Source organism: Pseudomonas sp. R3-56 (assembly GCF_051132075.1).
GTDB lineage: Bacteria > Pseudomonadota > Gammaproteobacteria > Pseudomonadales > Pseudomonadaceae > Aquipseudomonas.
The window spans coordinates 3,547,323-3,572,511 of the sequence record NZ_CP071657.1; the positions used below are offsets into that span (position 1 = coordinate 3,547,323).

At 62.1% G+C, this 25,189-nt stretch carries 20 protein-coding genes and 2 pseudogenes; 10 read left to right on the forward strand and 12 right to left on the reverse strand.

Annotated elements, in window-relative coordinates:
- The first annotated feature begins 2 nt into the window (after nucleotides 1-2).
- Entirely contained in the window at nucleotides 3-413 is a 411-nt protein-coding gene (locus tag J3P96_RS15755; RefSeq protein ID WP_434624319.1) for a hypothetical protein, read from the forward strand.
- A gap of 207 nt (nucleotides 414-620) precedes the next feature.
- On the opposite strand, the gene J3P96_RS15760 is transcribed toward J3P96_RS15755, so the two are convergent.
- The 4 genes from J3P96_RS15760 to J3P96_RS15775 are packed head-to-tail and all read right to left on the reverse strand — an operon-like array spanning nucleotide 621 to nucleotide 5,640.
- On the reverse strand, nucleotides 621-2,993 hold the full coding sequence (locus tag J3P96_RS15760; protein WP_434652212.1) for a hypothetical protein: 2,373 nt from the start codon (nucleotides 2,991-2,993) through the stop codon (nucleotides 621-623).
- Nucleotides 2,994-3,045: 52 nt separating this feature from the next.
- Entirely contained in the window at nucleotides 3,046-3,795 is a 750-nt protein-coding gene (locus tag J3P96_RS15765; protein ID WP_434652214.1) for an ABC transporter permease, read from the reverse strand.
- A 7-nt stretch (nucleotides 3,796-3,802) separates the two neighbouring features.
- The gene (locus J3P96_RS15770; protein WP_434652216.1) at nucleotides 3,803-4,804 is read right to left on the reverse strand and encodes an ABC transporter substrate-binding protein; all 1,002 of its coding nucleotides are present in this window, start codon (nucleotides 4,802-4,804) and stop codon (nucleotides 3,803-3,805) included.
- The gene (locus tag J3P96_RS15775) at nucleotides 4,801-5,640 is read right to left on the reverse strand and encodes an ABC transporter ATP-binding protein (RefSeq protein WP_434652218.1); all 840 of its coding nucleotides are present in this window, start codon (nucleotides 5,638-5,640) and stop codon (nucleotides 4,801-4,803) included. The genes J3P96_RS15770 and J3P96_RS15775 overlap by 4 nt, the downstream gene beginning before the upstream one ends.
- A 135-nt stretch (nucleotides 5,641-5,775) precedes the next feature.
- Here J3P96_RS15775 and J3P96_RS15780 point away from each other — a divergent pair, with 135 nt between their 5' ends.
- Nucleotides 5,776-6,510 carry a GntR family transcriptional regulator gene (locus J3P96_RS15780; protein WP_434652220.1) on the forward strand — a complete coding sequence of 245 codons (735 nt, stop codon included), beginning with the start codon at nucleotides 5,776-5,778 and terminating at the stop codon, nucleotides 6,508-6,510.
- 415 nt (nucleotides 6,511-6,925) lie between these two features.
- Here J3P96_RS15780 and J3P96_RS15785 read toward each other — a convergent pair whose 3' ends face one another.
- The 5 genes and pseudogenes from J3P96_RS15785 to J3P96_RS15805 all read right to left on the reverse strand — a co-directional run bounded on the left by J3P96_RS15785 (nucleotide 6,926) and on the right by J3P96_RS15805 (nucleotide 13,110).
- Nucleotides 6,926-7,786, reverse strand: coding sequence for a sensor histidine kinase (locus tag J3P96_RS15785; RefSeq protein WP_434658199.1), 861 nt, complete (start codon nucleotides 7,784-7,786; stop codon nucleotides 6,926-6,928).
- Nucleotides 7,787-8,392, reverse strand: a pseudogene (locus J3P96_RS15790) (ATP-binding response regulator); the annotation flags it as partial.
- Nucleotides 8,384-10,648: pseudogene (locus J3P96_RS15795) on the reverse strand (ATP-binding protein); the annotation flags it as partial. The pseudogenes J3P96_RS15790 and J3P96_RS15795, both read right to left, overlap by 9 nt.
- Nucleotides 10,649-10,676: 28 nt before the next feature.
- Nucleotides 10,677-11,717, reverse strand: coding sequence for an ABC transporter substrate-binding protein (locus tag J3P96_RS15800; protein ID WP_434658202.1), 1,041 nt, complete (start codon nucleotides 11,715-11,717; stop codon nucleotides 10,677-10,679).
- A 226-nt stretch (nucleotides 11,718-11,943) separates the two neighbouring features.
- Entirely contained in the window at nucleotides 11,944-13,110 is a 1,167-nt protein-coding gene (locus tag J3P96_RS15805) for an MFS transporter (RefSeq protein ID WP_434652222.1), read from the reverse strand.
- Nucleotides 13,111-13,205: 95 nt separating this feature from the next.
- On the opposite strand from J3P96_RS15805, the gene J3P96_RS15810 reads away from it, so the two are divergent.
- From J3P96_RS15810 to J3P96_RS15825, 4 genes are all read left to right on the forward strand, one after another.
- Nucleotides 13,206-14,099: a LysR family transcriptional regulator gene (locus tag J3P96_RS15810; RefSeq protein ID WP_434652224.1), complete on the forward strand. Its 894-nt coding sequence runs from the start codon at nucleotides 13,206-13,208 to the stop codon at nucleotides 14,097-14,099.
- A gap of 221 nt (nucleotides 14,100-14,320) precedes the next feature.
- Entirely contained in the window at nucleotides 14,321-14,770 is a 450-nt protein-coding gene (locus tag J3P96_RS15815) for a transporter suffix domain-containing protein (RefSeq protein WP_305501278.1), read from the forward strand.
- 73 nt (nucleotides 14,771-14,843) lie between these two features.
- Nucleotides 14,844-15,965, forward strand: coding sequence for an HlyD family secretion protein (locus J3P96_RS15820; protein WP_434652226.1), 1,122 nt, complete (start codon nucleotides 14,844-14,846; stop codon nucleotides 15,963-15,965).
- Nucleotides 15,955-17,001, forward strand: a complete 1,047-nt coding sequence (locus tag J3P96_RS15825) for a DUF2955 domain-containing protein (protein ID WP_434652228.1) — start codon at nucleotides 15,955-15,957, stop codon at nucleotides 16,999-17,001. The genes J3P96_RS15820 and J3P96_RS15825 overlap by 11 nt, the downstream gene beginning before the upstream one ends.
- Nucleotides 17,002-17,049: 48 nt before the next feature.
- Here the strand turns inward: J3P96_RS15825 and J3P96_RS15830 are convergent, their stop codons facing one another.
- On the reverse strand, nucleotides 17,050-18,372 hold the full coding sequence (locus tag J3P96_RS15830; RefSeq protein ID WP_434658205.1) for an APC family permease: 1,323 nt from the start codon (nucleotides 18,370-18,372) through the stop codon (nucleotides 17,050-17,052).
- Nucleotides 18,373-18,649: 277 nt separating this feature from the next.
- Here J3P96_RS15830 and J3P96_RS15835 point away from each other — a divergent pair, with 277 nt between their 5' ends.
- The 4 genes from J3P96_RS15835 to J3P96_RS15850 all read left to right on the forward strand — a co-directional run bounded on the left by J3P96_RS15835 (nucleotide 18,650) and on the right by J3P96_RS15850 (nucleotide 22,974).
- A complete protein-coding gene (locus tag J3P96_RS15835; RefSeq protein WP_434652230.1) occupies nucleotides 18,650-19,627 on the forward strand; it encodes a helix-turn-helix transcriptional regulator in 978 nt (325 codons plus the stop codon).
- Nucleotides 19,628-19,758: 131 nt separating this feature from the next.
- Complete coding sequence (locus J3P96_RS15840) at nucleotides 19,759-20,640, forward strand: transporter (RefSeq protein ID WP_434652232.1); 882 nt, start codon at nucleotides 19,759-19,761, stop codon at nucleotides 20,638-20,640.
- A 22-nt stretch (nucleotides 20,641-20,662) separates the two neighbouring features.
- Nucleotides 20,663-21,826: an MFS transporter gene (locus J3P96_RS15845; RefSeq protein WP_434652234.1), complete on the forward strand. Its 1,164-nt coding sequence runs from the start codon at nucleotides 20,663-20,665 to the stop codon at nucleotides 21,824-21,826.
- 35 nt (nucleotides 21,827-21,861) lie between these two features.
- Nucleotides 21,862-22,974 carry a class II histone deacetylase gene (locus J3P96_RS15850; RefSeq protein ID WP_434652236.1) on the forward strand — a complete coding sequence of 371 codons (1,113 nt, stop codon included), beginning with the start codon at nucleotides 21,862-21,864 and terminating at the stop codon, nucleotides 22,972-22,974.
- Nucleotides 22,975-23,082: 108 nt separating this feature from the next.
- Here J3P96_RS15850 and J3P96_RS15855 read toward each other — a convergent pair whose 3' ends face one another.
- Together J3P96_RS15855 and J3P96_RS15860 are read right to left on the reverse strand one after the other, a co-directional pair.
- Nucleotides 23,083-24,474 (reverse strand): ATP-binding protein, encoded by a 1,392-nt coding sequence (locus tag J3P96_RS15855; RefSeq protein ID WP_434652237.1) that lies wholly within the window; start codon nucleotides 24,472-24,474, stop codon nucleotides 23,083-23,085.
- The gene (locus J3P96_RS15860) at nucleotides 24,471-25,133 is read right to left on the reverse strand and encodes a response regulator (protein WP_305495225.1); all 663 of its coding nucleotides are present in this window, start codon (nucleotides 25,131-25,133) and stop codon (nucleotides 24,471-24,473) included. The genes J3P96_RS15855 and J3P96_RS15860 overlap by 4 nt, the downstream gene beginning before the upstream one ends.
- Nucleotides 25,134-25,189 lie beyond the last annotated feature (56 nt).

The window sequence follows — 25,189 nt, forward strand, 5'->3', positions numbered from 1 at the left end:
ACATGGACATTTCCAAAGGCATACGCTTAACGACAAACATGTCGCGCAGCATTGCAGACATGAATCCTACGCCAGCGAAAGCGACTGGTGATTTTGACCGCGTGTTAAGTGAGGGGCAAAAATTTGTTCTCAAGGCGCAAGCGATGGAACGAGGCGAAATTCACTTTGTTGCTGACAACGCCCCCGAGAACGCGGTTCAAACGGTTATGAAAGGCAATCAGGTTGTTGCCACAATTTATAAATCCGGTGCAGTAACGATTTCTGGTGAGTTCGCCGGATATATAGACCACCTCAATCTTCCTGAATCAGGAGCGATGCGCGCTAAAGTGATAGCAGAGGCTGTGGGCGGGAAGATTTTAGATGTATCTCCCGACTCTCGCTCTTCGAAATTTCCGTTTTCAACAATCGTTTAAGACGAGATTTTTTGGATAACCGCACACCGCGTTAAAAAAAGCCCAGTTTCGGCGGGACTTTTTTTTTGAAATCTTCGAAGAAGGGAGGTTGCCATGCAAAAGGCTATCGTTGCACTGCAAGACAAGATTGATTATTACCGTGCCCTTGAGGCCAAGGGAGGCGTCCAGCACTGACTCAACGGGCCCACCGCAGTGGGCCCGTTCATGCTATTGCAGGCCAAGAAATAACGCAGACGTCCAGACCCGTGACTGGTCGCGCTGCCGGGCGCAGATGAACAACGGGTGCTCTCGTCCTGCTTCAAGCCCCAACCGCGCCAGTTCGATGCTGCCCTGCAATTCACGGGGCAACGGCGCAGCGGTCATCCGTTCCAGGGACATTTTCAATTCCGCGCCGGGCAAAACTTCGACCACTTGCGATTGCGTCAGCAATTGTTCGCCGGAGAGTTCCATGACCACTGTCGGCGCGTGTACGTTAGGTTGCGGTTCGGACGGGTCGCCAACCTTGACGTAATTGTCGATACGGCTGTGGATCTGCAGCGTGGCGCCGGCCAGTTGCGACAGGTCGATTTCGATGCTGTCGGTATCGCCATTGGTGTCGGTGCGAAACGCCAGGACCGTTGCATCCTTGCGCCATACGGTCTGCTCGGGGTGATCGAGGCCCAGGGCGCGAAAGCCGTTGATGACTGCGCCAGTGATGCGGATTTCGCCGGTCCAGTAGGCGCCGCGATAGCGATCCTTGATCCGTGCGCCGCCCAGGCGCAGGCGAATGCGTTGTGTGCTGTAGCCCAGTTCCTGGTGCAGGTTGCGTGACCAGATCAGTTGGTCGCCGTCGAACAGATCGACCTGCTCCCAGCCCGCCTCGCCCAATAGTCGATAATCCAGAATGGCATTCGAATCGGCGGTGAAGACTTCGCCCATGAAGTGCTTGCCCTGGCGCAGGCTGGCGAACGAGCGTTCGCCGGTTGTGGCGAAGGTGCGACGGGCGCGCAGGGCCTTGCCGACATTGGCGCGGTCGAAAGCCTCGGCGACCACGCCGGTCAGCCCGCCACGGGAGCCGAACACCGCCGTCGCTGGAACGCCACCACCGCAGCGGCCTTGATGCTCGTCGCTGTTCGCCGCGGCGCCGACCCGATAGCCACGCTGCAGCGCTTCGGCGTAGACCCAATGGAACTGGCCCCAGGCCGAACCGACTTCGATCAGCCGTTCGAGCTCCGGGTGATGCCAGTCGAGGTTGCACCGACGGCCGCCGACGTGGGGCATCATCAAATGGCCTTCGGGGTCCTTGGCATAGGCGGCATACAACTCGTCCACCGGCCAGGCACCCGGCTTGATGGTGCCGGCGGTGAACTCGTTCCATTCGAAGGAGCGCACCAGTCGGCCCTGATTGTCGAAGGGGAATTCGGGTTTGCGGTCGTGAAGGAATACGACGTTGCGGTCGCCACCGGCGCAGGAGTTACCGCACCATTCCGTACCGGGATAACACACGAATCGGCCTGGCTCATTGAGCTCATGGATCAGCTTGACCGCCTGGTCCCAGCGCTGCTCGGTGATGTTGAAGTCGTTGGCGGTGTAGCCGAGGACATCGAGCCCGGCGACATCGCGACCGTAGCTGAGGTTGTACAGGGTGTCGTTGGTGCCCACCGTGTCATCCGAGTGCACATGCAGGTCGGCGTAGAGCGGGCGCAGCGCAGTACCGGCCGGGTCGACAGTGACGAAGGCCTGGGCGCCGTGGACAAAAGGTGCCGCCACCTCGGCGGACAGACGCCACTCACCCACGGCGCCGAGATCAAGCGCCTCGATACGGGCCGTCGCCCAACCTTCGCAGGCCAGCGTGAACGGCTGTTGGCTCTCGCCGCCCTCCGGGTCAACCAAGGTCAGCACACCCTCGAGCGGCAGGTTTCGGCAGGTGTTGCCCCAGGCATCGTCCACCCGCAACAGGACATCGAATGCCTCGCCGGCGCTGACCAATCGCGGCACGATCACCTGCACACGCTGCGCCGGCCCCGGCACGATGTCCAGCAGGGGATCGCCCGGCACCTCGGCAAATTTCGAGCTGCCCAACGGGTCGATGAACAGGCGGAAACGGAAGTCCTTCTCGACGAAACTCTGCGCCCGTGTCCCTGCTCCGCCCTGGCGTCGATCGCCCAGGCGGATGATGACTTTATCTCCTGGGTTCAGGTAGCCGTCGATGATGTCGATGATGATCGCTTTCTGGAACGGCCGTTCATGCCCCTTCTGGTCGAAGCGCACTTTCAAGTGCTGCACCGTGGCCTGGCTCTGGCCGGGGACCAACTCACCGGCCTGGTATTCGGCGCTGACATAGTTGGGACCGGCCGGGTTCGAGGTCTGGAACAAGGCCCAGTCCGAGTAGAACTTGAAGGCCAACTTGAGCCACGCACCGTCGGCCAGGCCACTGCCACCGACCTCATAGACCAGGGTGATTTCATCCCACTGCCCGGCGACCAGCGTGTCACGGTCGCAGTGGACGCTGCCCAGGAATGGACGTTTCTTGTTGCGCTCGTACAGGCCTTGCGGGGCGATGTAGTGCCCGGCTTCGCGTGGATCGAAAACGTTACTCACATGACACCTCGTGCAGTGGTCCACTGAAGGGTTCGAATACGTGGGGCGATGCTTATTGCACGCGCCATTTCTGGTAGTGACGCTCGATGCGCCGGAACACGAAGCTTTCCATGAGCCAGGCGATCAGGCCGATCACGACGATGCCCAGCAGCACCTGACTGCTGTTGCCGATCTGCCCGCCGGTGGAGACCATCCAGCCGATGCCTTGGGAGGCTCCGATCATTTCCGCCGCGACCAGCGCCCGCCAGCCCTGGCTGAAGCCGATGCGCAAGGCGGCGGTCACGAACGGCAACGAGGCCGGCAGATAGACGTGGGCCAACAGCTGCCAGGCGTTGGCGCCCAAGGTTCGCGCCGCACGGACTTCACCGCCGCGAATGCTTTGCACGCCCTCCTGGATCGTCACTGCCATGGGGAACATCGCGGCAATGAAAATCACCAGCACGATGGAGACATAGCCCAGGCCGAAAATGATCATGATCAGCGGCGCCCAGGCAATCGGCGGGATGGCCATGAACAGGCTGTTGAGCGGTGAGATAAAATCGCGAAAATGCGAGGACAGGCCAGCGGCCGTCCCCAGCAAGACCGCCACGATTACCGCCGCGCAAAAACCACCCAGTTCTTCCAACACACTGGTCTGCAGGTGCTGCCACAGCGAACGGTCCCCCAGCCAGCGCAGCGCCTCACGGGCAACGTCCCATGGCTGCGGCAGGATGTAGGTGGGAAAGCGGCTCGCCAGGGCGATCCAGATCAACAACAGGAATGGCAGCGACGCCCATCCCCAATTCGGCTTTGGCAAGGACATGACGGGCTCAGTACGCGGCTTTTTCCAGGTAGGAGGTATCCACGATCTGTTCGGTCTTGAGCGTGGTGTCGATAAAACCCAGGGCATGGGAGTAATTCATCAGGCGCTGGATGAACTGGATGTCCGACTCCTCCAAGTCCGCCGACCAGCCCAGCCGGGTCCGCGCCTGGGCGACGATGGCCTCCGGCGTGATGGTCTTGCCGTCAATGCCCTGCACCGCTTCCAGCTTGAAAGCCTCGGCGATAAGCCGGTTCGATTCGGCGGGATGCTCATTGAGGAAGGCGATCGCCTTGCGGTGGGCACGTAGCAGCTTCACCACGTCGTCCGGATGCTCCTGCAAGGTTTTTGGCAAGGCGATCACCACGTACCATGGATACTGGGGCAGCGCCTGGTTGACATCGAGCAAAATCCGGCTCGAACCGCGCAACACTGACTGGCTGACGAAGGGCTCCCAGGAAAATGCCGCATCGACGATGCCGCGTTCCAGGGCGGCGTTCATGTTGCCCGGCGGCATGTCGATGATGTCCAGGTCCTTGTCAGGATCGAGCCCGGCCTTTTCCTTCAGGACGTATCCGCGCAGCAGCACATCCATGCCGCTGCCCTTCTTGACCCCGGCGAGCTTTTTCCCCTTGAGCGCTTCCAGCTGGGTGATCGCACTCTTGGCATCGACAATCACCGCGGCCTGGCCATAATTGACCTTCGCCAGGATCCGGCTTTGCAGCCCACGGGAAAACCACTGGTACACCGGCGGGGTGCCGACATAAGCCACGTCCAGTTCACCGGCGGCCAGGGCCTGTTGGATCACCGGGCCATCGCCCAACGCCTTGAGATCGACATTCAAGCCCTCGTCACGGAAGTAGCCCTGTTTCTCAGCGATCAGCGCCGGAGCGTTGGCCATGGCGAAGACGTAACCCACGCGCAAGGGTTTCGCCTCGCCGGCCACGGCGAATGCGCTGCCGGCCAACGTGGCGGCGGACAAGGTAAGGGCAAGCAGCGAACGTTTGATCATGCTGTCAGCTCAAGTCGAGGGGTGGGGTAAACCGTGGCGTCGCCCGTGTTCATCACCTGGGCGATGCGCGTCATCAATTCATTGCGGTAATCGAGGAACGCCGGCAGGCGGCGGGTCTTAAGGTTCGTTCGGGGGCGCGGCAGCTGGATCTCCAGTTCGCTGTGAATCCCTGCGGGGGCAATGTTCAGTACGATGACCCGATCGGCCAGGAACACCGCTTCGTCGATGTCGTGGGTGATGAACAACACCGTCTGGCCCAGTTCGGCCCAGATGCGCAACGTCTCTTCGTTCATGCTGTTGCGGCTGATGGCGTCGAGCGCGGCAAACGGCTCGTCCATCAGCAACACACTGGGTTCCAGGGCCAGGGTCCGGGCCAGGGAGACGCGCTGTTGCATGCCGCCGGAAAGCTGGTGCGGCAGCCGATGCGCCGCGCTCTCCAGATCGACCAGGCGCAGGTACTGCAAGGCCCGTTCGCGCTGCTGCGATGCGTCGATGCTGGCGCTCATCCGCAGACCGAAACGGACGTTTTCCAACGCGCTCAACCAGGGAAACAATTGCGGCGCCTGGAACACGTAACCCAGCTCCGAACGCTCCGGCCGCACCGCTGTCTGGTTGATGGTGATCTGGCCAGCCTGCGGCTGCATGAAACCCGACAGCAGATTCAATAGCGTGGTTTTTCCGCAGCCGGATGGACCGAGGATCGCGACGAATTCACCGGGCCTGGCGTTCAGGCTGAACGAGGAAAATACTGTATGCCCGTTGGGGTAACGGAAGCTGATATCAGCAACTGTCAGGGCATCGGCTTGCAGCTGTGGGCACGGGAGGGTTTTGAGCATGGCAAGTGTCGTCAGGTCGTTTACAATGGCAATGCCTGACATAATACGTATTAATACAAGTAGTCCCAATAACCTATTTTTATAACCTTAGAAGTGAAGGCGCCCTGCCCCCACTCAAGGCCATGGAAGCTGACAGTGTCCACCTCCATTCTTCGCGACAGCAGCACCTCACTCTATGAACAGATTGCCCATCAACTGCTGGAGGAAATCCAGCGCGGCGACTATGAACCCAGCGGCAAGCTGCCGTCCGAGGCGCAGTTGGGCGAGCGGTTCGGGGTGAGCCGCGTCACGATTCGCCTGGCGGTGGGCAAGCTCAGCGACGACGGCGTGGTGGAACGCAAGCAAGGCAAAGGCACCTTCGTCGCAGCCAAACAGGTACGCCACGGCCTGGATGCGTTGCGCAGTTTTCATGAGGCGTTGTTGCTGCAAGGGCTGCAACCGAGCATGCGGGTGCTCAGCCATGCCCTGCTGCCTGTTCCGGAACTCATGCGGGGTTTGTTTGAAGCAGCAGACGACTGCCTGCTGCTGGAGCGCCTGCACTTCGTCGATGACGAACCCATTGCTCTGGGACGCAGTCACTTACCGGCGGAGTTGGCCGACGTTGCCTGGAGTGAAGTCGAACACCAGCCGATCTATTCCATCCTCGAGTCAATCACTGGCCTCGCGGTCACCCGCGCCGACCTGGCAATCCGTGCGCAGGAAGCCGACAAAAGCCTGGCCAACGCGCTGCAGGTCAAACGCGGCGCGGCGCTGCTGGTCATGGAGCGCACCTCGTATTTTGCCGACGGTCGCTGCTGCGACCGCACGACGTTCTACATCCGGCCGGAGCGCTATGCGTTTATTCTCAGTGGGGTTTTCAAAACCGCTTAGGGTAGTTGATGACAACAGTCCGAACCCGCGGTCATGGCCGGCAGTGAAACTGGGCCTGCAGGCGTTTACTACCAAGCTGTCGTGACCGGCGGGGTGCGGTGTGCCTGATACTCCGTATTGGGCAGGTTTTAGGGCCGCTTCGCAGCCCAGCGGGAGCAAGCTCCCTCGCCACGGATTCTCAGTTTGAAGCGCAAACGGGACTCTCTGGACCGTGGCCCGGGCGGGGCCGCCTGGATCTCGAACAGACCATCACATCAATACGTTCATCGACCGATACTCCGCCTTCGCGAGCAAGCTCGCTCCCACACTGGAACGCCGCTCAGGTCCTGGGCCTATCGGCGGTGGATGCGCACGACGTCGAGGTCTGGAAACCGTAGCGAACAGCGCCGCATCGGTGTCGTTGACGACGCGATGTTCAAGCACCGCTCAGCGCAGCATCAACGGGAATATCAAGGATAAAGGTCGCGCCCTGGCCGGCCCCGTCGCTGTGCACGCTCAAGCTGCCGCCCATTTCCTGCGCGGCGAGCGCGCAGCTGTGCAGGCCGAAACCGTGACCATCCTTGCGAGTAGTGAAGCCATGGGTAAAGATCCGCGCCAAGTGCTCTGGCGCGACCCCGTTGCCGTTGTCGGCCACCGTGATACGCAATACTGATCCGTCGACAAGGGACGCGCAGAACGTGATGCAGGGGCTGCGATCGCTCACGCCATCCAGCGCCTGCCTGGCGTTGCGGATCAGGTTCACCAGAATCAGCAGCATCCGGTGCCGGTCCAGCGACAGCAAGGGCAAGTCGGCAATGTTCTTGACCACCGTCACCTCCTTGCGTGCCAGTGATCCGGCACTCATGCGCAAGGCATCATTGATCAATTCCGGGACCGGTACTGTCTCGACGACGCTGACAGCAACGGCATAGGACTGCTGGGCAGCGACGATGGTTTTGATGTGGTCGATGCCCTTGATGAGTTGCCCGAGCTCTTCGATGATGCCCTGCTGCTCTTCCGTCACCACTTGCGCCAGCTTGAGCAGATAATCGGGCAGCATCCTTCCCTTGTTGTCCGTAGTCAGAAAATCGCTCAGGTCATGGACGTGTTCGTTCATCAGCCGCGCCACTTTCCCCAGCCCCTGGGCCTTGGAGGTGCGCATCTGGCTGCTGACCAGTTCTGCCGATACGTTCACGCTGTTGAGGACGTTACCGACGTTGTGCAGCACAGTCGTGGCGATTTCGGCCATGCCCGCCTGGCGGGATTTTGCCTGCAGTTCGCTTTGCACCTGGCTCATGCGCAGCGCCGCGCGTACGCGAGCCTTGAGCTCCAGCGGCGAGAAGGGTTTGGCGATATAGTCGTCGGCGCCACTTTCCAGCCCGGAGATGCAGGCCTCGCTACCGCCGCGGGCGGTCACCAGGATTACCGGTAAATGGGCAAAACCGGCGCTGGCTTTGATCCTGGCGGTCAGGCCGAAACCGTCGAGCTTGGGCATCATCACATCCGAGACGATCACATCGATGGGTCGAAGCTGCAGCAGTGCCCAGGCCTGCTCTCCATCCGTTGCGGTGGCGACGATGTAGTCGTTTTGCAGAAGCTCGCTGAGATAACTGAGCATTTCCGGGCTGTCGTCCACCACCAGCACTCTGGATCGCAGGGCATGTTCCGGATGCGGCTCGTCGTCTGCGCCTTGCGTCGAAGCGAGGTCGTTGCGACTGCCCTGGCGGCCATCGTCAAAACGCAGGTGGCGCTGCTCCATCGTACTGGTTGTGCCCGCCGATGATTGCTCAAGCATATGGCTGACTTCGGTCGGCAGGGTGTTCTGCTCAGCCCCCAGCGGAAGCCGGACAAAGAAGCGCGAACCCCGTCCAGGCTCGCTGTTGACGCCAACTTCGCCGCCCATCAGTTCGGCGAGGTCCTTGACCAGGGCGAGACCGATGCCGGTGCCGCTGTAATGGCGCGTGGCAGAGTTGTCGATCTGGGAAAAACGCTGAAACAACAGCGGGAGTTTGTCCGGCGCTATGCCGATTCCCGAGTCTTGCACCGCTAATTCAAATCGCTCGCCTTCGATCGGCGTCACTGCCAGGTGTACGGTGCCGCCGCCGGGCGTGAACTTGATGGCATTGCTCACCAGGTTGAGGAGGATTTTTTCGAAGTGCCGGGGGTCCAGAAACACCGTGCCGAGCGCGGGATCGATGTTGCAAGTCAAGGTGCAGCCTTTGCCCTCGGCGACCATGGCGGCGTCCTCGGCCAGCACCCCCACCGCCTGGTTCAAATCAACCGGCGAGGGACACAGCTCGAACTTGCCAGCTTCGGCCTTGGAAAAGTCGAGGATGTCGTTCACCCGGTTCATCAAGCGCAATGCGTTGCGTTGGGCACGTTCGACCTGCACACGCCAGTCCGCCGGCGGGGTGTTCGCCGCCGAGAGCTGCTCCAGGGGGGCGAGGATGAGGGTCAGGGGGGTGCGCAGTTCGTGGCTGACCGTGGCGACAAAATCGCTCTTTGCCTGGTTGGCCGTCTCGGCCTGGTTGCGCGCCTGAATGAGTTCGACGGCCTGCGCCTCCAGTATGTCGGTCTGTTGGTGCAACGTGTCGGTCCGTTCGGCGACCATTCGCTCCAAAGAGGCCTGCACCTGCTGTCGCTCGGCTTCGGCCTCGGCCTCCAGCACCCGGATGCGCAGGGCATTCTCCTGGAACACCCGTACGGCGCGGGTCATGATTCCAATCTCGTCACCGCGCGCGGCGCTGGCAATCTCGGCGTTCAGGTCGCCGGCCGCAAGCCGGCGCATGACCGAGGCCAGGGCCACGATGGGCTGCGCGACAAATCGTGACGTGCTCCAGGCGATGGCACCGGCCAGCAGGACGGCGACGGTGCCCGCAATTATCGTCGCAAGCATGCCGCGATCGTTATGGACCAAGGCGTCGGAGCGCGCTTCACCGGCAAAGCGCGCAACCAACAGGCCGGCGCTCCGTGCCTCGTTGCGAACCTCGTCGCGCGCCGCGCTCAAGGCATTGCTCGCCTGATGGAACCTGGCGAAGGCCGCCCGGTAGCCGGCAATCTGATCACTGACCGTCAGGGGCGTCGCCTTGGCTTGCAGTCCCACGGACGAAGGCAGAACCCGGGCGAGACGGGAGAGCTCGTCAAGAATCAGGCCGACAGAGCGGGCGGTTTCGGCCGACGGTGACAGGCGAAACGACAAGGTCTGCGCTTCCAGCGTGGCGACACGCTCGGCGAAACGCTTGGATAACGCGGCTGCGTTGTGCAGCAACCCCGTCGCTGCCTGAATGTCGCTTGCGTCGTGGCCGACGAGCCCATCCGCGTCAGCCAGCATCGCCTCGAGGCGCCCGGCCGCATCCCCGACGGCGGCGAGCTGCCGCAAAGCTTCGTCTCCCTGAACTCTGGGGGCCTCGCCAAGGTGCTCTACCGCGACGCTGGCAGCAGCGACCGCCGCCGCCAACTGGTCAAGGATCTCCGTTTCCTGCGGCGCCACCATCACCTCGCGCAGTTGTTCGACCACCGGCAGGAGCGCCGCGCAGGCGTTGCGCGCCGCGGTGGCGGCCGCCGCATCCCCGGTTACCAACATCTTGGCCATATAGCCGGTGATGATCCGTTCGCCGTTGCGCAGGACATCCAGGATGCGGTGGGCGCTTTCGATGTTGCTCACCCGCGCCTCGTGCCCGGCGGTGCGGGCATCGAGCCCCTTCAGGCCATCGGCGATGCCCTGTTCGACGAGGATCGTCGCCTCTCGCATCCGCCCGTAGTGGGCGGTCATGTTCTCCGTTTCGCCATCCATGGTCAGGGTCGCCGCGCGCAAGGCAGTGATCGCTGCGGCGAGCCGCTCCAGGCTGCCCTTGAGCGATTGCGCCTCGGCCGCCGGAATGGCGCTGAGGCCGGCGATCGCCGTCGCCACCATGCCTTCGGCCTGGGACAGACTCTCAGGATCGCGAGTAGCGATGAAGTTTTCCACACGCCCGGTGGCGCCGTTGACCGAGGCCAGGATCTCCGCCGAATGGCTGGCGGAATCCACCGCGCGGACCATGCCTCGCAAGCCGTAGAGGTTCACCAGCGACACCGCCAGCATCAGGAACACCAGCGCGGCGACCGCCAGCCCGATCCTGACGGCAATGGGCCTGTCGGTGACGGGCTTGAATGTCACCATGGCGCTGCGCCTCCCCACTCCCCCGCCACTACTGCTTCGTAACCTCCGGCAAAGGCGTCGCCGGCGGCGCCGTATTGTTGTTAGCCGCGTCGATCATCGCGGCTACGGAAGCCTGGCTGTAAAAAGGATTGGCGGCGCCGCCCACCGGCATGGTCGCGAGCCAGGCGTCCAGGTCTTTCGCATCGATACGCACCAGCGGCACTTCGACGAACTTCGGCACCTGCTTGCCCGCCAGAATCTGCTGGGCGACCCAGAAACCTGCCTGCGAAACGCTGGGGGAGGCAGAAACAGAGACGGTCTCGTAGCCATTGGCATCGCGCTCCTGTTTCCACAGGGCGAGTTCGTCCTGACGATTGCCCATCACGATGATCGGTAGAGGCCGTCCCGCCGCCTTGAACGCCATGGCCGCGCCATAACCGTCGCCCCCTTGAGTCGCCACGGCATCGATGCTCGGCAGCGACGGCAGCGCCAGCGCCACCTCTTTGCGGGCGACGGAAGCCGTCCAGTTCCCATACACGGTCTTGGCGAACTTCAGGCCCGGATAGTCGCTGGCGGCCTTGCGAATGCCGTCGCTGATGTTTTTATCGGTGGCATCGCCGGCAATGCCGCGGATCTCCAGCAGCGTTCCGTTGCCCTTGAGGCGCTCGGCGATGTAATCCATCTCCACGCGGCCCATGGCGGACCAGTTGTAGTCCACGGTATAGACGCAACTTTCGCTGACCAGGCTGGCCATGACCACCACCACGATGCCGGCATTGCAGGCATCGCGGATCACCCCGTTCAGCGCCGTGTCGGACGCGGCCAGGATGACGATGGCGTTCACGCCATTGACGATCATGTCCTGGATATGGGCCGCTTGTTCCGACGCCGAGTTGTTGGCGCTGACCACCGGAGCCTCGCGGATCAAGCCGTCCTTTTGCGCCTGGGACGCAATTTCCTGCCAGTTGCGCACCATCACCTTGCGAAAATCGCTGCCCGCGTAGGAATTGCTGAAGGCAATGCTATAGCTTGCGGTGGAGCCGCCGGCGACACCGCCGTCGGCCGCTTGGGCTGGATGGGCGGCAAGCATCGCCAGCCCGGTTACGCAACCGGCGAAGCGCCAAAGGACGCTGTGGATCAAGGGCCATTTCAATAATGGAACCGGGCATGAAGTATCAGACACGTACAGACTCCTTTCCTTGGCGGCGACTGAAACCCGTGCAACGACGGTAGTGGCAATGAGCATAGTCCCAACGTGCCCGCTTCGCGCGGCCACGGAGGATTTCAGCCAGCCGAGCCCCCTGATCGCGCCACCTTCACACCGCCGCAGCCGCAACCCCTCGGGCACGCCAGGCAAAAGCCAGCACCATCAGCAGCCCCAGACCCGCCATTGCCGCGCCGGCCAGGGAAATCGCCGGGTAACCCAACCCCGCGTTGATCACCGCGCCGCCCAGCGCCGCGCCAATCGCGTTGCCGAAGTTGAAGGCGCCGATATTCACCGCCGAAGCCAGATTGGGCGCGTCCTTGGCGGCTTCCATCACGCGCATCTGCAGTGGCGGTACCAAGGCAAAACTGGCGATCCCCCAGATGAGGATGGCAACCGCGGCCGGCAGCGGCCAGCGCATCAGTACCGTGAACGCCAGCAAGACGAGAATCAGCACGCTCAGCGAAACGATCAGGGTGCGGTCTATCGAGCGATCCGCGGCCTTGCCGCCCCACATATTGCCCAGCGTCAGCCCCACGCCGAACAGCACCAACATGGCCGTGATAAAGGCGTTGGAGGCATGAGTCTCGCTGGTCAGGATCGGAGCGATGTAGGTGAAGACCGTGAACATTGCGCCCGAGCCGACTACGGTCAGGACCAACGCCCCGAGCACCGGGCCGCGGCCCAGTACACGGATTTCCGCCAGCACCCCGCTGCTTTGCGGCGCCGGCAGGTTGGGCAGCGCGAACCACAACGCAGCCATTGCCATTACGCCCAATCCGGTAATTCCCCAGAACGCGGTGCGCCAGCCAAACAAATCGCCAAACCAGGCCGCCAACGGCACACCGCCGATGGTCGCCAGGGTCAGGCCCATGAACATGGCCGCGACCGCCCCGGCACGTTTTTCCGGGGCGACCACGCTGGCGGCGACGATGGAGCCAACGCCAAAAAACGCACCGTGGTTCAGTGAGGTCACCACCCTGGCAACCATCAGGCTGTAGTAATCGGTCGCCAGCGCTGACATCAGGTTACCCAGGGTGAAAATCGCCATGAGCCCGATCAGCAGATAGCGCCGGGGAATTCTGCCGGTGGTCAAGGTCATCAGCGGCGCGCCGAGCAGCACGCCCAGAGCGTAGGCACTGACCAACAGACCCGCGGCGGGAATGGAAACGCCGAGATCCGCGGCGATGCCCGGCAACATGCCCATGGGGGCAAACTCGGTAACGCCGATGCCAAAGGCACCAATGGCGAGTGCGACAAGCGGTGGATTGATACGCATGGGAAGCCTCCTTATCTATGCCGCAAATGCTACGATTCGGCCTTTGCAAGCGGTAGATAGCATTTCTGGCAAGCACCTTTGCGTGGGGAGCACAAATGGACTTCAACGGCAGATCAGGTGAAATGGCTATGTTCGCCACGGTGGCGCAGGAAGGCAGCCTGTCGGCCGCAGCGCGTGTATTGGGGCTGACCCCTTCGGCGGTCAGTCGGATCATCGCGCGAACCGAACAACGGCTTGGCACCCGCCTGCTGTTGCGCACCACCCGCTCGATCACCTTCACCGCCGAAGGCGAGGCTTACCTGCGCGCAGCCCGGCGTATCCTCGCCGACATGGCTGAGGTCGAAGAGGCCATCGCTGACCAGGGCGTGCCCAAGGGCCGTTTGCGGGTCAGTGCCGCCCTCGGCCATGGGCGGCAGACCATCGTTCCTCTGGTGGCCGCATTCAGCGCCCGCTACCCGAACATCGTCGTCGACCTCACCCTTGGCGACGAAGTGGTCGACATTCTCGGCGGCCAGGCCGATGTGGCGGTGCGGTTTGGCCACCTGCCCGACAGCCCGCTGACCGCGCGCAGGATCGGCGACACCGGCCAGGTGGTGGTGGCTTCTCCCGAGTATCTGCAACGACACGGCACCCTCGAGGTACCGGAAGACCTGCTGCGGCACAACTGCCTGCGCTTCAACTTCCGTCGCGCCGAACCCAACTGGCCGTTCACCCGCGACGGCAAAGAGTTTTCCCTGAAGGTCAGCGGCAACATCGAATGCAGCAGTGGTGAGGCGCTGGCACAGTTCGCACGGTTAGGGGCTGGCATCGCCCGTATCGGCGAGTTCAGCGTGGCCGAGGATCTGCAACGCGGCGATCTGGTATCGCTCCTGGATGCCTGGAACCCGGGAGACCGGGAGCCGATCCATGCCGTCTTCGTGGGGGGTGCGGCGATGCCGGCGCGGGTACGGGTGTTTGTGGACTTTCTGCTGGAGCATCATCGGATGTGAGGTTGAGCTGTATCTCACGCATAAACAGATTCGGCCCCTGCGCAGAAAATACCGACAGCGCTGAATGCGTTGACAATCCAGCTGCTAAGCTCAGTTTCGCTCCAGACCATAAGCCATAACAACTCAAAGAAAGGTAAGGCAGCATGAGCACGGTACCGCCTCCGACCACGTCAAAGTCCGCCAAATGGCGCTTCAAGGCAGGCATCGCGATTCTTTGCCTGATGCTCACGTTATGGTTGCTGGTGCCGCTGGCGGCGGCTGCGGATGTACCCCGCTCCACCATTGCGGCGATCACCGGCGCGCTGTTCATCATCAACAAGGTGCTGTTGCTGCTGGTCATCGCGGTGATGGGCAAGGCAGGTTTTCAAGAGCTCAAGCAGAAGGTGTTCGGTTATGTGTCGGGCCTTGTACCCAGTGCCGAGCAGGAGGTCAGCGTCACCCGCCACCGTATTGGCCTGGTGATGTTCTGCCTGCCGTTGCTGTGCTCTTTTCTTGAACCTTATATCGATGCCTTCGCGCCCGGCTTTCGCCCCAACAGCTGGGCGTTGCAACTGCTTGGCGATGTCCTGTTGATCGGCAGCTTCTTCGTCCTGGGTGGTAACTTCTGGGAGAAATTGCGCGCGTTGTTTATCCGCACCGCACGGGTCAATACCGCTGCCGACGCGGTCTGATCCGATACCAGGGCCGCCGCCCCCGGCGCTCTGTCAGCTGTTTTTTGGATGGCCATGACTTGCAGGTGCCGATATGCCCGATTCGCCCAGTTCCGTCGAGCCTGAGTTACAAACCGAACCGCTTCCTGAAAAGCCTGCGCCAGCCAATCCGCTAAGGCGCATTGCCCTGGGCGTTGCAGTGTTGATCGCCGTGCTGTTCACCCTCTCGATTTTCATGGAGCGCCGCACGCCCTCGACGTCGCAAGCCGTGGTGCAAGCCTATGTGGTGGAGATGGCTGCCGAAGTGGGCGGCCGTGTGACGGAAATAGCGGTGATCGACAATGCCCGGGTGAAGGCCGGCCAGGTGCTGTTTCGTATCGACCCGCAGCCTTACAGACTTGTCGTCAGCGAGGCAGAGGCACGGCTGGAGGAAGCCGGCCAGGCAGTGGGCGCCAGCACCGCCTCGGTGGATGCCGCCCAGGCGCAGCTGGTGTCGGCGCGAGCGCAGCGCGACAACATTCGCGAGCAAGCCCGACGGGTGAATCAACTGGTGGAGCGTGGCGTGTTTGCCGCCGCCCGCCAGGATGAAGCGAAAGCCTCGCTGGGCTCCGCCGAGGCGGCCGTGAGCAAGGCCCAGGCCGACCTGGAACGGGCGCGCCAGCAACTGGGGCCCAAAGGCAACGACAATCCGCAGTTCAAGCAAGCCCTGGCCGCGCTGGAAAAAGCCCGGCTCGATCTGGTGCGCACCGAAGTCATCGCACCCGCCGACGGCGTGATCACCCATCTCCAGCTAGCGGTCGGTCAGGTCGTCAGCGCCGGCCAACCGGCACTGACCTTCATCGACAGGGGCACGGTATGGGTGTCTGCCGCGTTCAAGGAAAACAGCCTGGAACATGTGCAGGCCGACGATCCGGCGGAACTGGTGTTCGATGTATTGCCGGGTCGTGTGTTCAAAGGCCGTGTTGAAAGCGTCGGCTGGGGTGTCGCGCAACAGGGCAGCAGCAACTCGGCCCTGCCCTCGGTGCGCAACCAGAGTGGTTGGGTGCGCGACCCGCAGCGCTTTCCGGTACGCCTGATAGTGGAGGAACCGCACCCGATCGGCCCGCGTTACGGCTCGCAGGTGAGCGTGGTGATCTATACCGATGACAACCCCATGACTAACGCACTGGGGGCATTCATGACACGCCTGGGCGCCTGGCTGAACTATGTCAATTGATGGGCAGGCCAAGCTTGAGCTGCTGCGGATCAAACGCCAGGGATTGCGTGTCGCCCTGGCAGTGACCGTGGGCTTGTGTGCGGGTCTGGTCCTGGGCGACGTCCTGCCGTTTCTCGCGCCCTTGTTCGCCGTCCAGTTCCTCTTGGCCAGCCGCCGCGCGCCAGCGCTATCTCAAGGGTTGATAACGTTGCTGGTGAGTATGCTCACCGGCGCGCTGCTGGTGGGTGTGACTGGTATGTTCGGTGAGCGGCCATGGATATTGCTGCCGCTGCTTTGGCTGTTTTATCTCGCCTGTTTTACCGCGCAAGGCCGGCAACCTGGCGGCGCGGGACCAGCGCTGATGCTGGTGATCGCCATTGTGGTGCCGATGCTCGATATCGCGCAGAGCGATCTGGGCGAGTCCATTGTGCTGGTACTGGTCAAGGCGGTCGGCCTGGGTTTGCTGCTGGCCTGGGGCGCCCATGCGCTGCTGCCCGACCCTGCTGGTGAACATGCCAGGCAGGCAGCCGCCCAGCCGCACGAGCAGACGCTGGTGATTCGCCAGGCCATGGCCAGCGCGACAATTCTGCTGGCCATGGTTGCGCTGTGCCTGAGCGACCCACGGCTGGCCACGGCGATCGTCGTACCGATCACGGTGGCCTCGTTGCTTAGCCAGTTTTCCCTGGGCATGAGCAGCCGCACCGCCCTTGGCCTGGTGCTGGTCAACTTGCTAGGCGGGATGGCGGCATCCGTGGCCTTCACGCTGTTTGAACTGCGCCCGACCCTGTGGCTGGTGGCGCTGATCCTGTTGCTGGTAAGCCTGCTGTTTGCCGGCAAAGCCGCCATCGGCAACGCCACTGGCAAGATATTCGGCGGCGGGCTTATCACCTTCGTTATTCTGTTCGGGCTCGGTGTATCGCCACTGCCAACAGAGACGCCACAGCTGTTTTCCAGCCGAATCGCCTACGTGTTGTTTGCAGTGGTCTATGCCATTGGCCTGGCCGCGCTGCTGTGGCCAAGAGCGAGCGTATCGGAGCCTCGTCCGCAATCGGTGTAGGTGATCCACTCCTGCACGAGGCGCGTCTGCTTGCGGTGCGGCCGTTGTCTAGTCTGGTTTTACAACAGCCGGCACAGCCATTCGGGCAAAGACATACAGCAGCATCCCCACCAGGATAAGTGCCCCGCCTCGCAGCCACGTACCCAGGTCTTGCTGACTCAGCAATAAGAGGCAAGACAGGATCGCCAGCCAGGGTACCCAGGTTGGAACCTGAAAATGTTCTTCCGCAACCTTGTCCTTGCGTAACACCAGCACGGCCATGTTGGTACTGAGGAACACGAACAGTAAAAGCAGCACCACGGTTTGCGCCAAGGTCGCCAACGTTCCTGTCAGCGTCAGTGCGATGGCTACGAGCGTCGTTGCAATAATCGCCGCCCACGGTGTGCGCCTATGCGGCAGGACCCGTCCCAGGACATCTGGCAACAGCCCCAGATTGGCCATCCCATAAGTGAGTCGACTGGCCATGATCATGGTCAGCAGCGCTCCGTTGGCCACCGCGATGAGCGCGATAAAGGCGAACAGGCGCGGCGAAATGTCGAGCCCGGAAGCCCGAACCACTTCCAGTAGTGGGGCCGATGTGGCAAGCAGTTTTTCCGTTGGCAACACTGAGGACGCGGCGACCCCAACAGCCATGTAAACCACCCCTGCGGTAATCAGCGCCGCGAACAAGGCCCGTGGGTATACCTTGCGAACATCCTTGATCTCTTCCGCGAGATTGGCGGACGTCTCAAAACCGACGAACGAATAGAACGCGAGCAACGCCGCGCCCAATACCGCCAGCATCGGACTGACCCCAGGCTTGAACTCCAGCGCCCTTGCCAGTTCAGCTTCGCCAGAACTGAAAAAGTAACCCGCAGCAACGATGACCAATATCAGCCCTGACAGCTCGATCACGGTCATCAGCAGATTCGCCCCCAGAGATTCCTTGATTCCTCGCGCATTCAAGAGGGCAATGGCCAGCAGGAAAATCAGCGCAGCAACGTGGGGTGATACCTGGATGAATGCGCCAAGATAGTCCCCCGCGAAGGCCAGCGAGAGACCGGCAGCGCTGGTCACCGCCGCGGCGAGCATGCAAAAACCGACCAGGAACGATATCAGCGGTGACTTGAAAGCCTTTTCGGCAAACACCGACGCCGCGCCCGCGTGAGGATATTTCGAGACAAGTTCGGCGTACGAACCTGCCGTCAACATGGCGAAGAACAACGCGATCAATAACGGCACCCAAATCGCCCCGCCTACCTCTCCGGCGATGGTACCCGCAAGGGCATAAACGCCAGCGCCCAGTACATCGCCCAGGATGAACAGAAACAGCATCGGCCCCGTGATGGCGCGGCGCAAAGAGGGCTTGGGTTGTGACCGGTTCACTGTCATTCGAGGCTCTGCCAGGGGGATTTTTTTCGCAAGATTCATCCGAGCGTCATGCCCTCGCATAACCTCTGAGCAGTGGAAAAATTCGCAGGGTAAAAGTTCACTAAATTGCCAGTGGAGGAAGAGCTCCCGCCAGGCACTATCATGCATCTGTAGGATGGCAGTCTTGCTTTAGTGGGCCAATAATCGCTCCCAGGCCCTGCCCACGTCCAAACGACGTTCCGGCCCTCAATGACTTCGTGACGAAAACAATAAGAACGTCGCATAGAGGTACATACGAATGAGCCGTCATGATCATGGTCACGCCTGCCTCCTTGAGGCCTTCAGCGCAATGACACTGGAGCTCCAGCGCCTGGCGCAAGACAAGGACATCGAGCATTTCCACGAAGCGGCGCTGAGCTGCATCAGCCAGCTGTTGCCCTTCGACAGCGCCTGGTGGGGCCGCGGGGCGTTGGTTGACGGACTGCCTGAAGAACACAGCTCCTATCTACATGAACTGCCCCGCAGCTACCTGTCGGACTGGCAGTCGATTCGCCATATCGATGTGACTGTCGCCAGGGCCCACGATGTTCCGGGGCGAGCGGTCATCGTCGACATGCGCAACCCTGCCAGCGGCTCCGGGCTTAACTGGCTCGGCCAGACGTACGCCATCGGCGAGTTGCTGTGCGTGGTGTACATCGACCCGCAAACCCACCTCAGCGACCACCTCGCACTCTATCGCGCCCCAGACGCGGCACGCTTCACCGAGCAAGACTGCCTGTTGCTGAACAATCTCATGTTGCACCTGGTGGCGGCGGTATCCGCCAATCAGATTCGCACCCTGGTGGCGATGCGCGAAGCCCTCACGCATCCGCGCAACCTCGCGCTCGCCGTGTGCGACCAACGCGGCACCCTGCACTGCGCGGAACGTGGCTTCGTCGACTTGCTGTTGAGCGAGTGGCCGGACTGGACCGGCCCTTGCCTGCCGGTGGCGATGAACGCTGACGGCTATGAAGGCAAGCACTTGCAGATCGAGGCATCGACGGTCGGCGACCTGCTCCTGCTGGCCGCTCGCAGCCGCACGGTGCTGATGCAACTGAGCCCACGGGAAAACGCCGTAGCCCAGGGTTTCGGCGAAGGCAAGACCTACAAGGAAGTCGCCCGCGACCTGGGCATGTCCCCCAACACCGTGCGCCACCACATCCGGGCGATCTACAGCAAGCTCGGTGTCAAGGACAAGGCCCGTATCGCCCATCTACTGCATGCCCCACCCGACTGATCCGCACCGCTGACTTGCGCTGAATTTTTCGCTGTCGTTTTGACGGCCACGGGACGCCTTTGTCCTTTTTTTGCCCCTCTGCCATCGACAGGCGAGCCATTCGCCGCACGACAACTCAAAGAAGAGATGCAATGCCAATGACCAAGACTTTCACGCGCAATGCCGCACTGGCCCTGATCGGTGGATTGTCGAACCTGCACGCCAGTGCCGCCGACCTCAATGCTCGGGATTTTTTCGGCGCGCCTTCAGGCACCAACCTGGGCGTGGTGTATTTGCCGGCGAGCCGCGCTGACGACTTTCACGGCCCGGCCGACAGCACCGGCAAGGCCGACCTCAAGGTCAACGCCATGGCTTACCGTCAGGTATTTTTCACCGACGTCTGGGGCACCCTGTGCACTCCGCAGTTCATCGTGCCCTTTGCCGACATCAACGCACGCCTGCCAGGTGCCAGCCATTACACCGGGGAAAGCGGCTTTGGCGACCCTCAGGTCGGCGGCACGCTGTTCATCATCAATGACCCCGCTTCACGCACCTATAGCGGCTTGCTGACCCTGGTCACCCTGCCGATTGGCGAATACCACGACGACAGTCCTGATGTCTCACCCGGTGCCAATCGCTGGGGCGCGACCTTCGTTTACAACTACACCCAGGGCATCGGCGAAAAATGGGTATTGGAGGCGAACCTCGAAGCCCAGCTCTACGGCAAGAACGACGATTACTTTGGCAGCGAGCTGAAACAGGACCCGCTGTATCGCCTGCAGGCCTTCGCGTCCTACGACTTTACGCAAAGCACCTACGGCGCATTGCGACTGATCCACGCCGATGGCGGCGAGCTGCGGATCAATGACCAGAGCATCGATGACACTCACAAGCGCTACACCCAGGTGGGCTTCGAGGTCGGCCACTGGCTGGATAAACAGAACCAGGTGATGTTCGGCCTTTCGCAGAACGTTGCTACCGATAACGGCTATCACGGCACCGACGCACTGCTGCGTCTGGTCCATGTGTTCTGAATTCATTCACCGGAGTTTCCCCATGAACACCCAGACCCAACCGCTGGTGCATGAGCGTTTGCGCGCATCATCTGAACGGGCGCTGCTGGCAGCCATCGTGCTGTTCGCCGCCATCACCCCGACCATTCTCATGACCGCACCGGCCATCGCAGCGCAACTGGCGACTCAATGGCAGTTGAGCCCGTCACAGATCGGCGATCTGTTCTCCACCGAACTTGGCGCCATGAGCCTGGCCACCCTGCCCGCCCTGTGGTGGCTGAAACGTATCGACTGGCGCCGCGCCGCATTGCTAGCGGGTGTCGTGTTCATTGCAGCAAACCTTTTATCAGTGCTTGCTGCCGACTACTCGATACTCCTGGCATTACGCTTTTGCAGTGCCCTGGCGGGCGGTTCGTTGATGATCATCTGCCTGTCCAGCGCCGCGTCAACAGCCAATCCCGGTCGCGTCTATGGGTTATGGGTGCTGGGGCAACTGGTCGTCGGGGCGATCGGTTTGAGCATCCTGCCTCGGCTCTTCGAACACTTCGGGCTATCGGCGTGCTACGTGATCCTCGCAGGGTTGATGACGGTCTTTTTGCCACTGGCCCGCTATTTTCCGCAAGGCAGCCCATCGGCTGAAACAACCGCCGAGCATGTCGCCATCGCCTCGCTGTGGAAAGCCGCGCTGGGCATTCTGGGGGTCTTGAGTTTCTACATTTGCCTGGGCGGCGTGTGGACCTTTATCGGCTCCATCGCCACCCAGGCAGGTATCTCCGCCGAGTCCAGTGGCAAGGTTCTGGCCCTCGCCACGGTGATGGGCATTGTCGGAGCGGGCTGTGCCTCACTGATCGGCGACCGACTGCCACGCTTGCTGCTGTTGCTGCTGGGCTACGCACTGATGGCCGGCTCAGTGCTGTTGCTGCGAGGTCAACCCGAAATAATGCAATTTGCCGTGGCGGCGCTGCTGTTCAAGTTCACCTGGACCTTCATCCTGCCGCTGATTCTGGCCTGTCTGGCCGACCTCGACCGCTCCGGGAAACTGATGAACGCCTCCAACCTGGTGATCGGCGGTGGCCTGGCTATCGGCCCGACAGTGGCGGGCCGGCTGATCGAAGCCAGCGGCGGCTTCCAATCGCTGCTGATCGGCGGGACGTGCATCACCCTGCTCTCCCTGGCGTTGATGCTCGGCAGCCGCCCAAACGCATGAGTGGCCTTATTACCCCCAAAGAAAATGGAAAGACGATGAGCCGAAAAAGTGCATTTTTCTTCGACGAACTCAGCCTCTGGCACAGCGCCGGGTTGCATGCCTTGACCTTGCCGGTGGGAGGATGGGTACAACCACCTGCCGCTGCGGGCCACGCTGAATCGCCGGAAACCAAACGCCGTCTGAAGAGCCTGCTGGACGTTTCCGGCCTGACCCGTCATTTGCAGGTACGCAGCGCTAATGCGGCGACCGATGAAGATCTGCTGCGGGTTCATACGCCCGGTTACCTGCAACGCTTCAAGACGATGAGCGATGCCGGGGGCGGTGAGTTGGGGCCGCACGCGCCCATCGGGCCTGGTAGTTATGAAATAGCCAAGCTCTCTGCCGGGTTGGCCATCGCCGCGGTCGATGCCGTGCTCGTCGGGGAAGCCGACAACGCATACGCCCTGTCGCGCCCGCCAGGCCATCACTGCCTCGCCGACAGCGCCATGGGCTTTTGCTTCCTGGCCAACATTGCCATCGCCATTGAAGCCGCAAAAGCCCGCCGTGGCCTGGGCAACGTCGCGGTGATCGACTGGGACGTACACCATGGCAACGGCACACAATCCATCTTCGAAGAGCGTGGTGACGTGCTGACTATCTCACTGCACCAGGACGGTTGTTTCCCGGCAGGTTACGGCGGTGAGGCTGATCGCGGCCGTGGCGCGGGGTTGGGTGCGAACATCAATATTCCACTGCCGCCCGGCAGCGGCCATGAGGCTTACCTGTACGCGATGGAACGCATCGTGATCCCGGCACTGGAGCGCTTCGAGCCCGAATTGATCATTGTCGCCTGCGGCTACGACGCCAACGCCGTCGACCCGCTGGCCCGCATGCTGTTGCACAGCGACTCGTTCCGGCAGATGACCTGCCTCGTGCGTAAAGCCGCCGAGCGCTTGTGCCAGGGCCGTCTCGTGCTGGTGCACGAAGGTGGATACTCAGAAGCGTATGTACCGTTTTGCGGGCTGGCGACCCTTGAGGAACTGGCGGGCGTGAGGACTGCCGTCACCGATCCCATGCTGGAATTTGTCCAACTGCAGCAACCGAAGGAGGCGCTTGCGGCGTTTCAGCGGCACTTGATCGATGAGTTGGCCCACACACGCTTGGCCTAGGCGCTGGCACGCCTGAGCGAGAGACAAGAACCGATGCCATGACTGGCATCGGCTCTTGATACGCGCCTGACACTTCTACGCCCGCATGCTGCGAAGCCAACCCTTGAGTCAAGCGTTGGAGGTCGGGCTTGCAAGGTCACTGTTCAGACAAAGTTCCGCACAAACGCCACCGCCCGCCAGGTTGTAAAGGCGTAACGTGCAGCCGATCTTGTTTGTCACCATCTGCACGATGGCCAATCCCAGGCCCGCGCCATTGGCATTGCCGCGACTGTAAAAGCGCTCGAACAGCCTTGCGATTTCCCCTTCATCGATCCCCGGGCCGGCGTCTTCAACCCTCAAGCAGACCCTGCCCGCCTCGTCCTTGCGCACCACCACAGCCACCTCGCTCCCTGGGGGAGAAAAGTTGAGGGCATTGGTCACCAGGTTCTGCAGGACAATGGCCAGTGCTACCGGTTCGGTTTGCAGCCAACACGCTTCATCACACTCCAATACCAATTCCACGTTCTTTTCCATGGCCAGTGGCGTGAGTTCGGCCAATTCTTCACGGACCAGTTCGGCGAGTTGCACGCGCTGATACACGGGGTTGTTCAGTTGCGGTTCGATGCGGGCCATGGTCAAGAGCTGGCTGGCGATGCGGGTGGCGCGATCGACCCCGTTGACCAGGAAATGCAGCGCCTCGCGCCGCTGTTCTTCAGTCAACGCGGTTTGCGCGTTCTGGGCATGGATGCGCAGGATCGCCAAGGGTGTACGCAGCTCGTGAGCGGCGTCGGCGATGAAGCGACGCTCGCGCGCCAATAGACCATCGACCTGTTCCAGCAGGCGATTCAGCGCGGTTTGCATGGGCTCAAGATCGCTGGGCAGAGGCTTGAGATGCAACGGCTGCAAAGTCTCGGTGGTGCGCCCACGGATAGAAAGGGCCATGGTCCGCAAGGGGCTGAGGCCCCAACCGATGACCAGCCAGATCAACAGCGCCAGCAGCGGCACTCCAATCAGGCTGGGCCAGAGGGTATGACGCACGATGCGCTGGATCAGGTCCTGGCGGATGTCGTCGCGCTCGCCCACCCAGATCAGCAGGTCCTGTTCAGGGTCGGCAAGGAGAAAGGCGCACCAGTCATTGCCGTTATCGACAATGTCGTGGGAACCCAGGGTGGCCAGCGACGCATCGAGAACCGGTGCGCCGGCGGAGCGCACCAGTAGCTGACCATCCCTGCGCCACACCTGGAAGGTCAAGCGCGTTTCATAAGGATGGGCAACGCCGTTTTCACCGACGCGACTCATGGCCTGGTCGAAGGCCTGGTACAGGCGGTTCCAGTCAGCTTCGCCGGGGTCGCGTTGGCGCAGCACGCCTTGCAGCAGCCGCGCGCTTTGGGCCAGTTGGGCGTCGTAGACTTCTTCTATTTCCTGGTGGCTATCGCGCAGCACCAGCCAGCTGATCAGGGCGTCACCCAACAGGATCAGGGCCAATACAGGAATGAGGATGCGCGCCCGCACGGAGGTCATGGTTTGAGCGCCAGTACGTAGCCAACACCGCGCACGGTGCGGATCAGCTCGCTGGATAACTTTTTTCGCAGGTTGTGGATCAACACTTCCAATGTGTTGCTCTCGACGCGGTCCTGCCAGCCATACAGCGCGCGGGACAGACGCTCGCGGGTCACCACTTTGCCGGGGCGCACCATCAGTTGGTGGAGCAGTTGGTATTCCATGGGGGTGACGATGACGTCCGCATCCTGGTAGCGCACCTGCTGAGTGGCCGGGTCAAGGCTGACGCCGGCGTGTTCAAGCATCGGTTGCGCGCGGCCCTGGCTGCGGCGCAGCAAGGCGCGCACGCGGGCCTTGAGTTCTTCGACGTCGAAGGGTTTCACCAGATAGTCGTCGGCGCCAGCGTCGAGCCCGGCGATGCGTTCGGCGGTGCCGTCGCGGGCGGTGAGCACCAGCACCGGTAAATCGTGCTGCTCGGCGCGCAGTTGTTGCAACAGGTCGAGGCCGTCGAGGCGTGGCAGGCCGAGGTCGAGCAGCAACAGGTCAAAGCTTTCGCTGCGCACGGCGTGCAGGGCCGCGACGCCATCCTGCAGCCAGTCCAGCGTGTAGCCTTCGGCACCCAGGGCTACGCGAATTCCCTGGCCGAGGGCACGGTCATCTTCGACAAGGAGCAGGCGCATGGCAAAATCTCTGTAGGAATCGGCGGCATCATGCCGAGTTCTGGCCGGGGGCATTT

Excerpts from the sequence above, each read along its gene's own strand:
- J3P96_RS15810 (WP_434652224.1), top strand. The coding sequence starts at position 13,206 with ATGGACTTCAACGGCAGATCAGGTGAAATGGCTATGTTCGCCACGGTG.
- J3P96_RS15785 (WP_434658199.1), bottom strand. The coding sequence starts at position 7,786 with ATGAGCCAGGTGCAAAGCGAACTGCAGGCAAAATCCCGCCAGGCGGGC.
- J3P96_RS15835 (WP_434652230.1), top strand. The coding sequence starts at position 18,650 with ATGAGCCGTCATGATCATGGTCACGCCTGCCTCCTTGAGGCCTTCAGC.
- J3P96_RS15775 (WP_434652218.1), bottom strand. The coding sequence starts at position 5,640 with ATGCTCAAAACCCTCCCGTGCCCACAGCTGCAAGCCGATGCCCTGACA.
- J3P96_RS15815 (WP_305501278.1), top strand. The coding sequence starts at position 14,321 with ATGCTCACGTTATGGTTGCTGGTGCCGCTGGCGGCGGCTGCGGATGTA.
- J3P96_RS15840 (WP_434652232.1), top strand. The coding sequence starts at position 19,759 with ATGCCAATGACCAAGACTTTCACGCGCAATGCCGCACTGGCCCTGATC.
- J3P96_RS15825 (WP_434652228.1), top strand. The coding sequence starts at position 15,955 with ATGTCAATTGATGGGCAGGCCAAGCTTGAGCTGCTGCGGATCAAACGC.
- J3P96_RS15770 (WP_434652216.1), bottom strand. The coding sequence starts at position 4,804 with ATGATCAAACGTTCGCTGCTTGCCCTTACCTTGTCCGCCGCCACGTTG.
- J3P96_RS15800 (WP_434658202.1), bottom strand. The coding sequence starts at position 11,717 with ATGCTTGCCGCCCATCCAGCCCAAGCGGCCGACGGCGGTGTCGCCGGC.
- J3P96_RS15820 (WP_434652226.1), top strand. The coding sequence starts at position 14,844 with ATGCCCGATTCGCCCAGTTCCGTCGAGCCTGAGTTACAAACCGAACCG.
- J3P96_RS15855 (WP_434652237.1), bottom strand. The coding sequence starts at position 24,474 with ATGACCTCCGTGCGGGCGCGCATCCTCATTCCTGTATTGGCCCTGATC.
- J3P96_RS15755 (WP_434624319.1), top strand. The coding sequence starts at position 3 with ATGGACATTTCCAAAGGCATACGCTTAACGACAAACATGTCGCGCAGC.
- J3P96_RS15850 (WP_434652236.1), top strand. The coding sequence starts at position 21,862 with ATGAGCCGAAAAAGTGCATTTTTCTTCGACGAACTCAGCCTCTGGCAC.
- J3P96_RS15765 (WP_434652214.1), bottom strand. The coding sequence starts at position 3,795 with ATGTCCTTGCCAAAGCCGAATTGGGGATGGGCGTCGCTGCCATTCCTG.
- J3P96_RS15805 (WP_434652222.1), bottom strand. The coding sequence starts at position 13,110 with ATGCGTATCAATCCACCGCTTGTCGCACTCGCCATTGGTGCCTTTGGC.
- J3P96_RS15830 (WP_434658205.1), bottom strand. The coding sequence starts at position 18,372 with ATGACAGTGAACCGGTCACAACCCAAGCCCTCTTTGCGCCGCGCCATC.
- J3P96_RS15845 (WP_434652234.1), top strand. The coding sequence starts at position 20,663 with ATGAACACCCAGACCCAACCGCTGGTGCATGAGCGTTTGCGCGCATCA.
- J3P96_RS15860 (WP_305495225.1), bottom strand. The coding sequence starts at position 25,133 with ATGCGCCTGCTCCTTGTCGAAGATGACCGTGCCCTCGGCCAGGGAATT.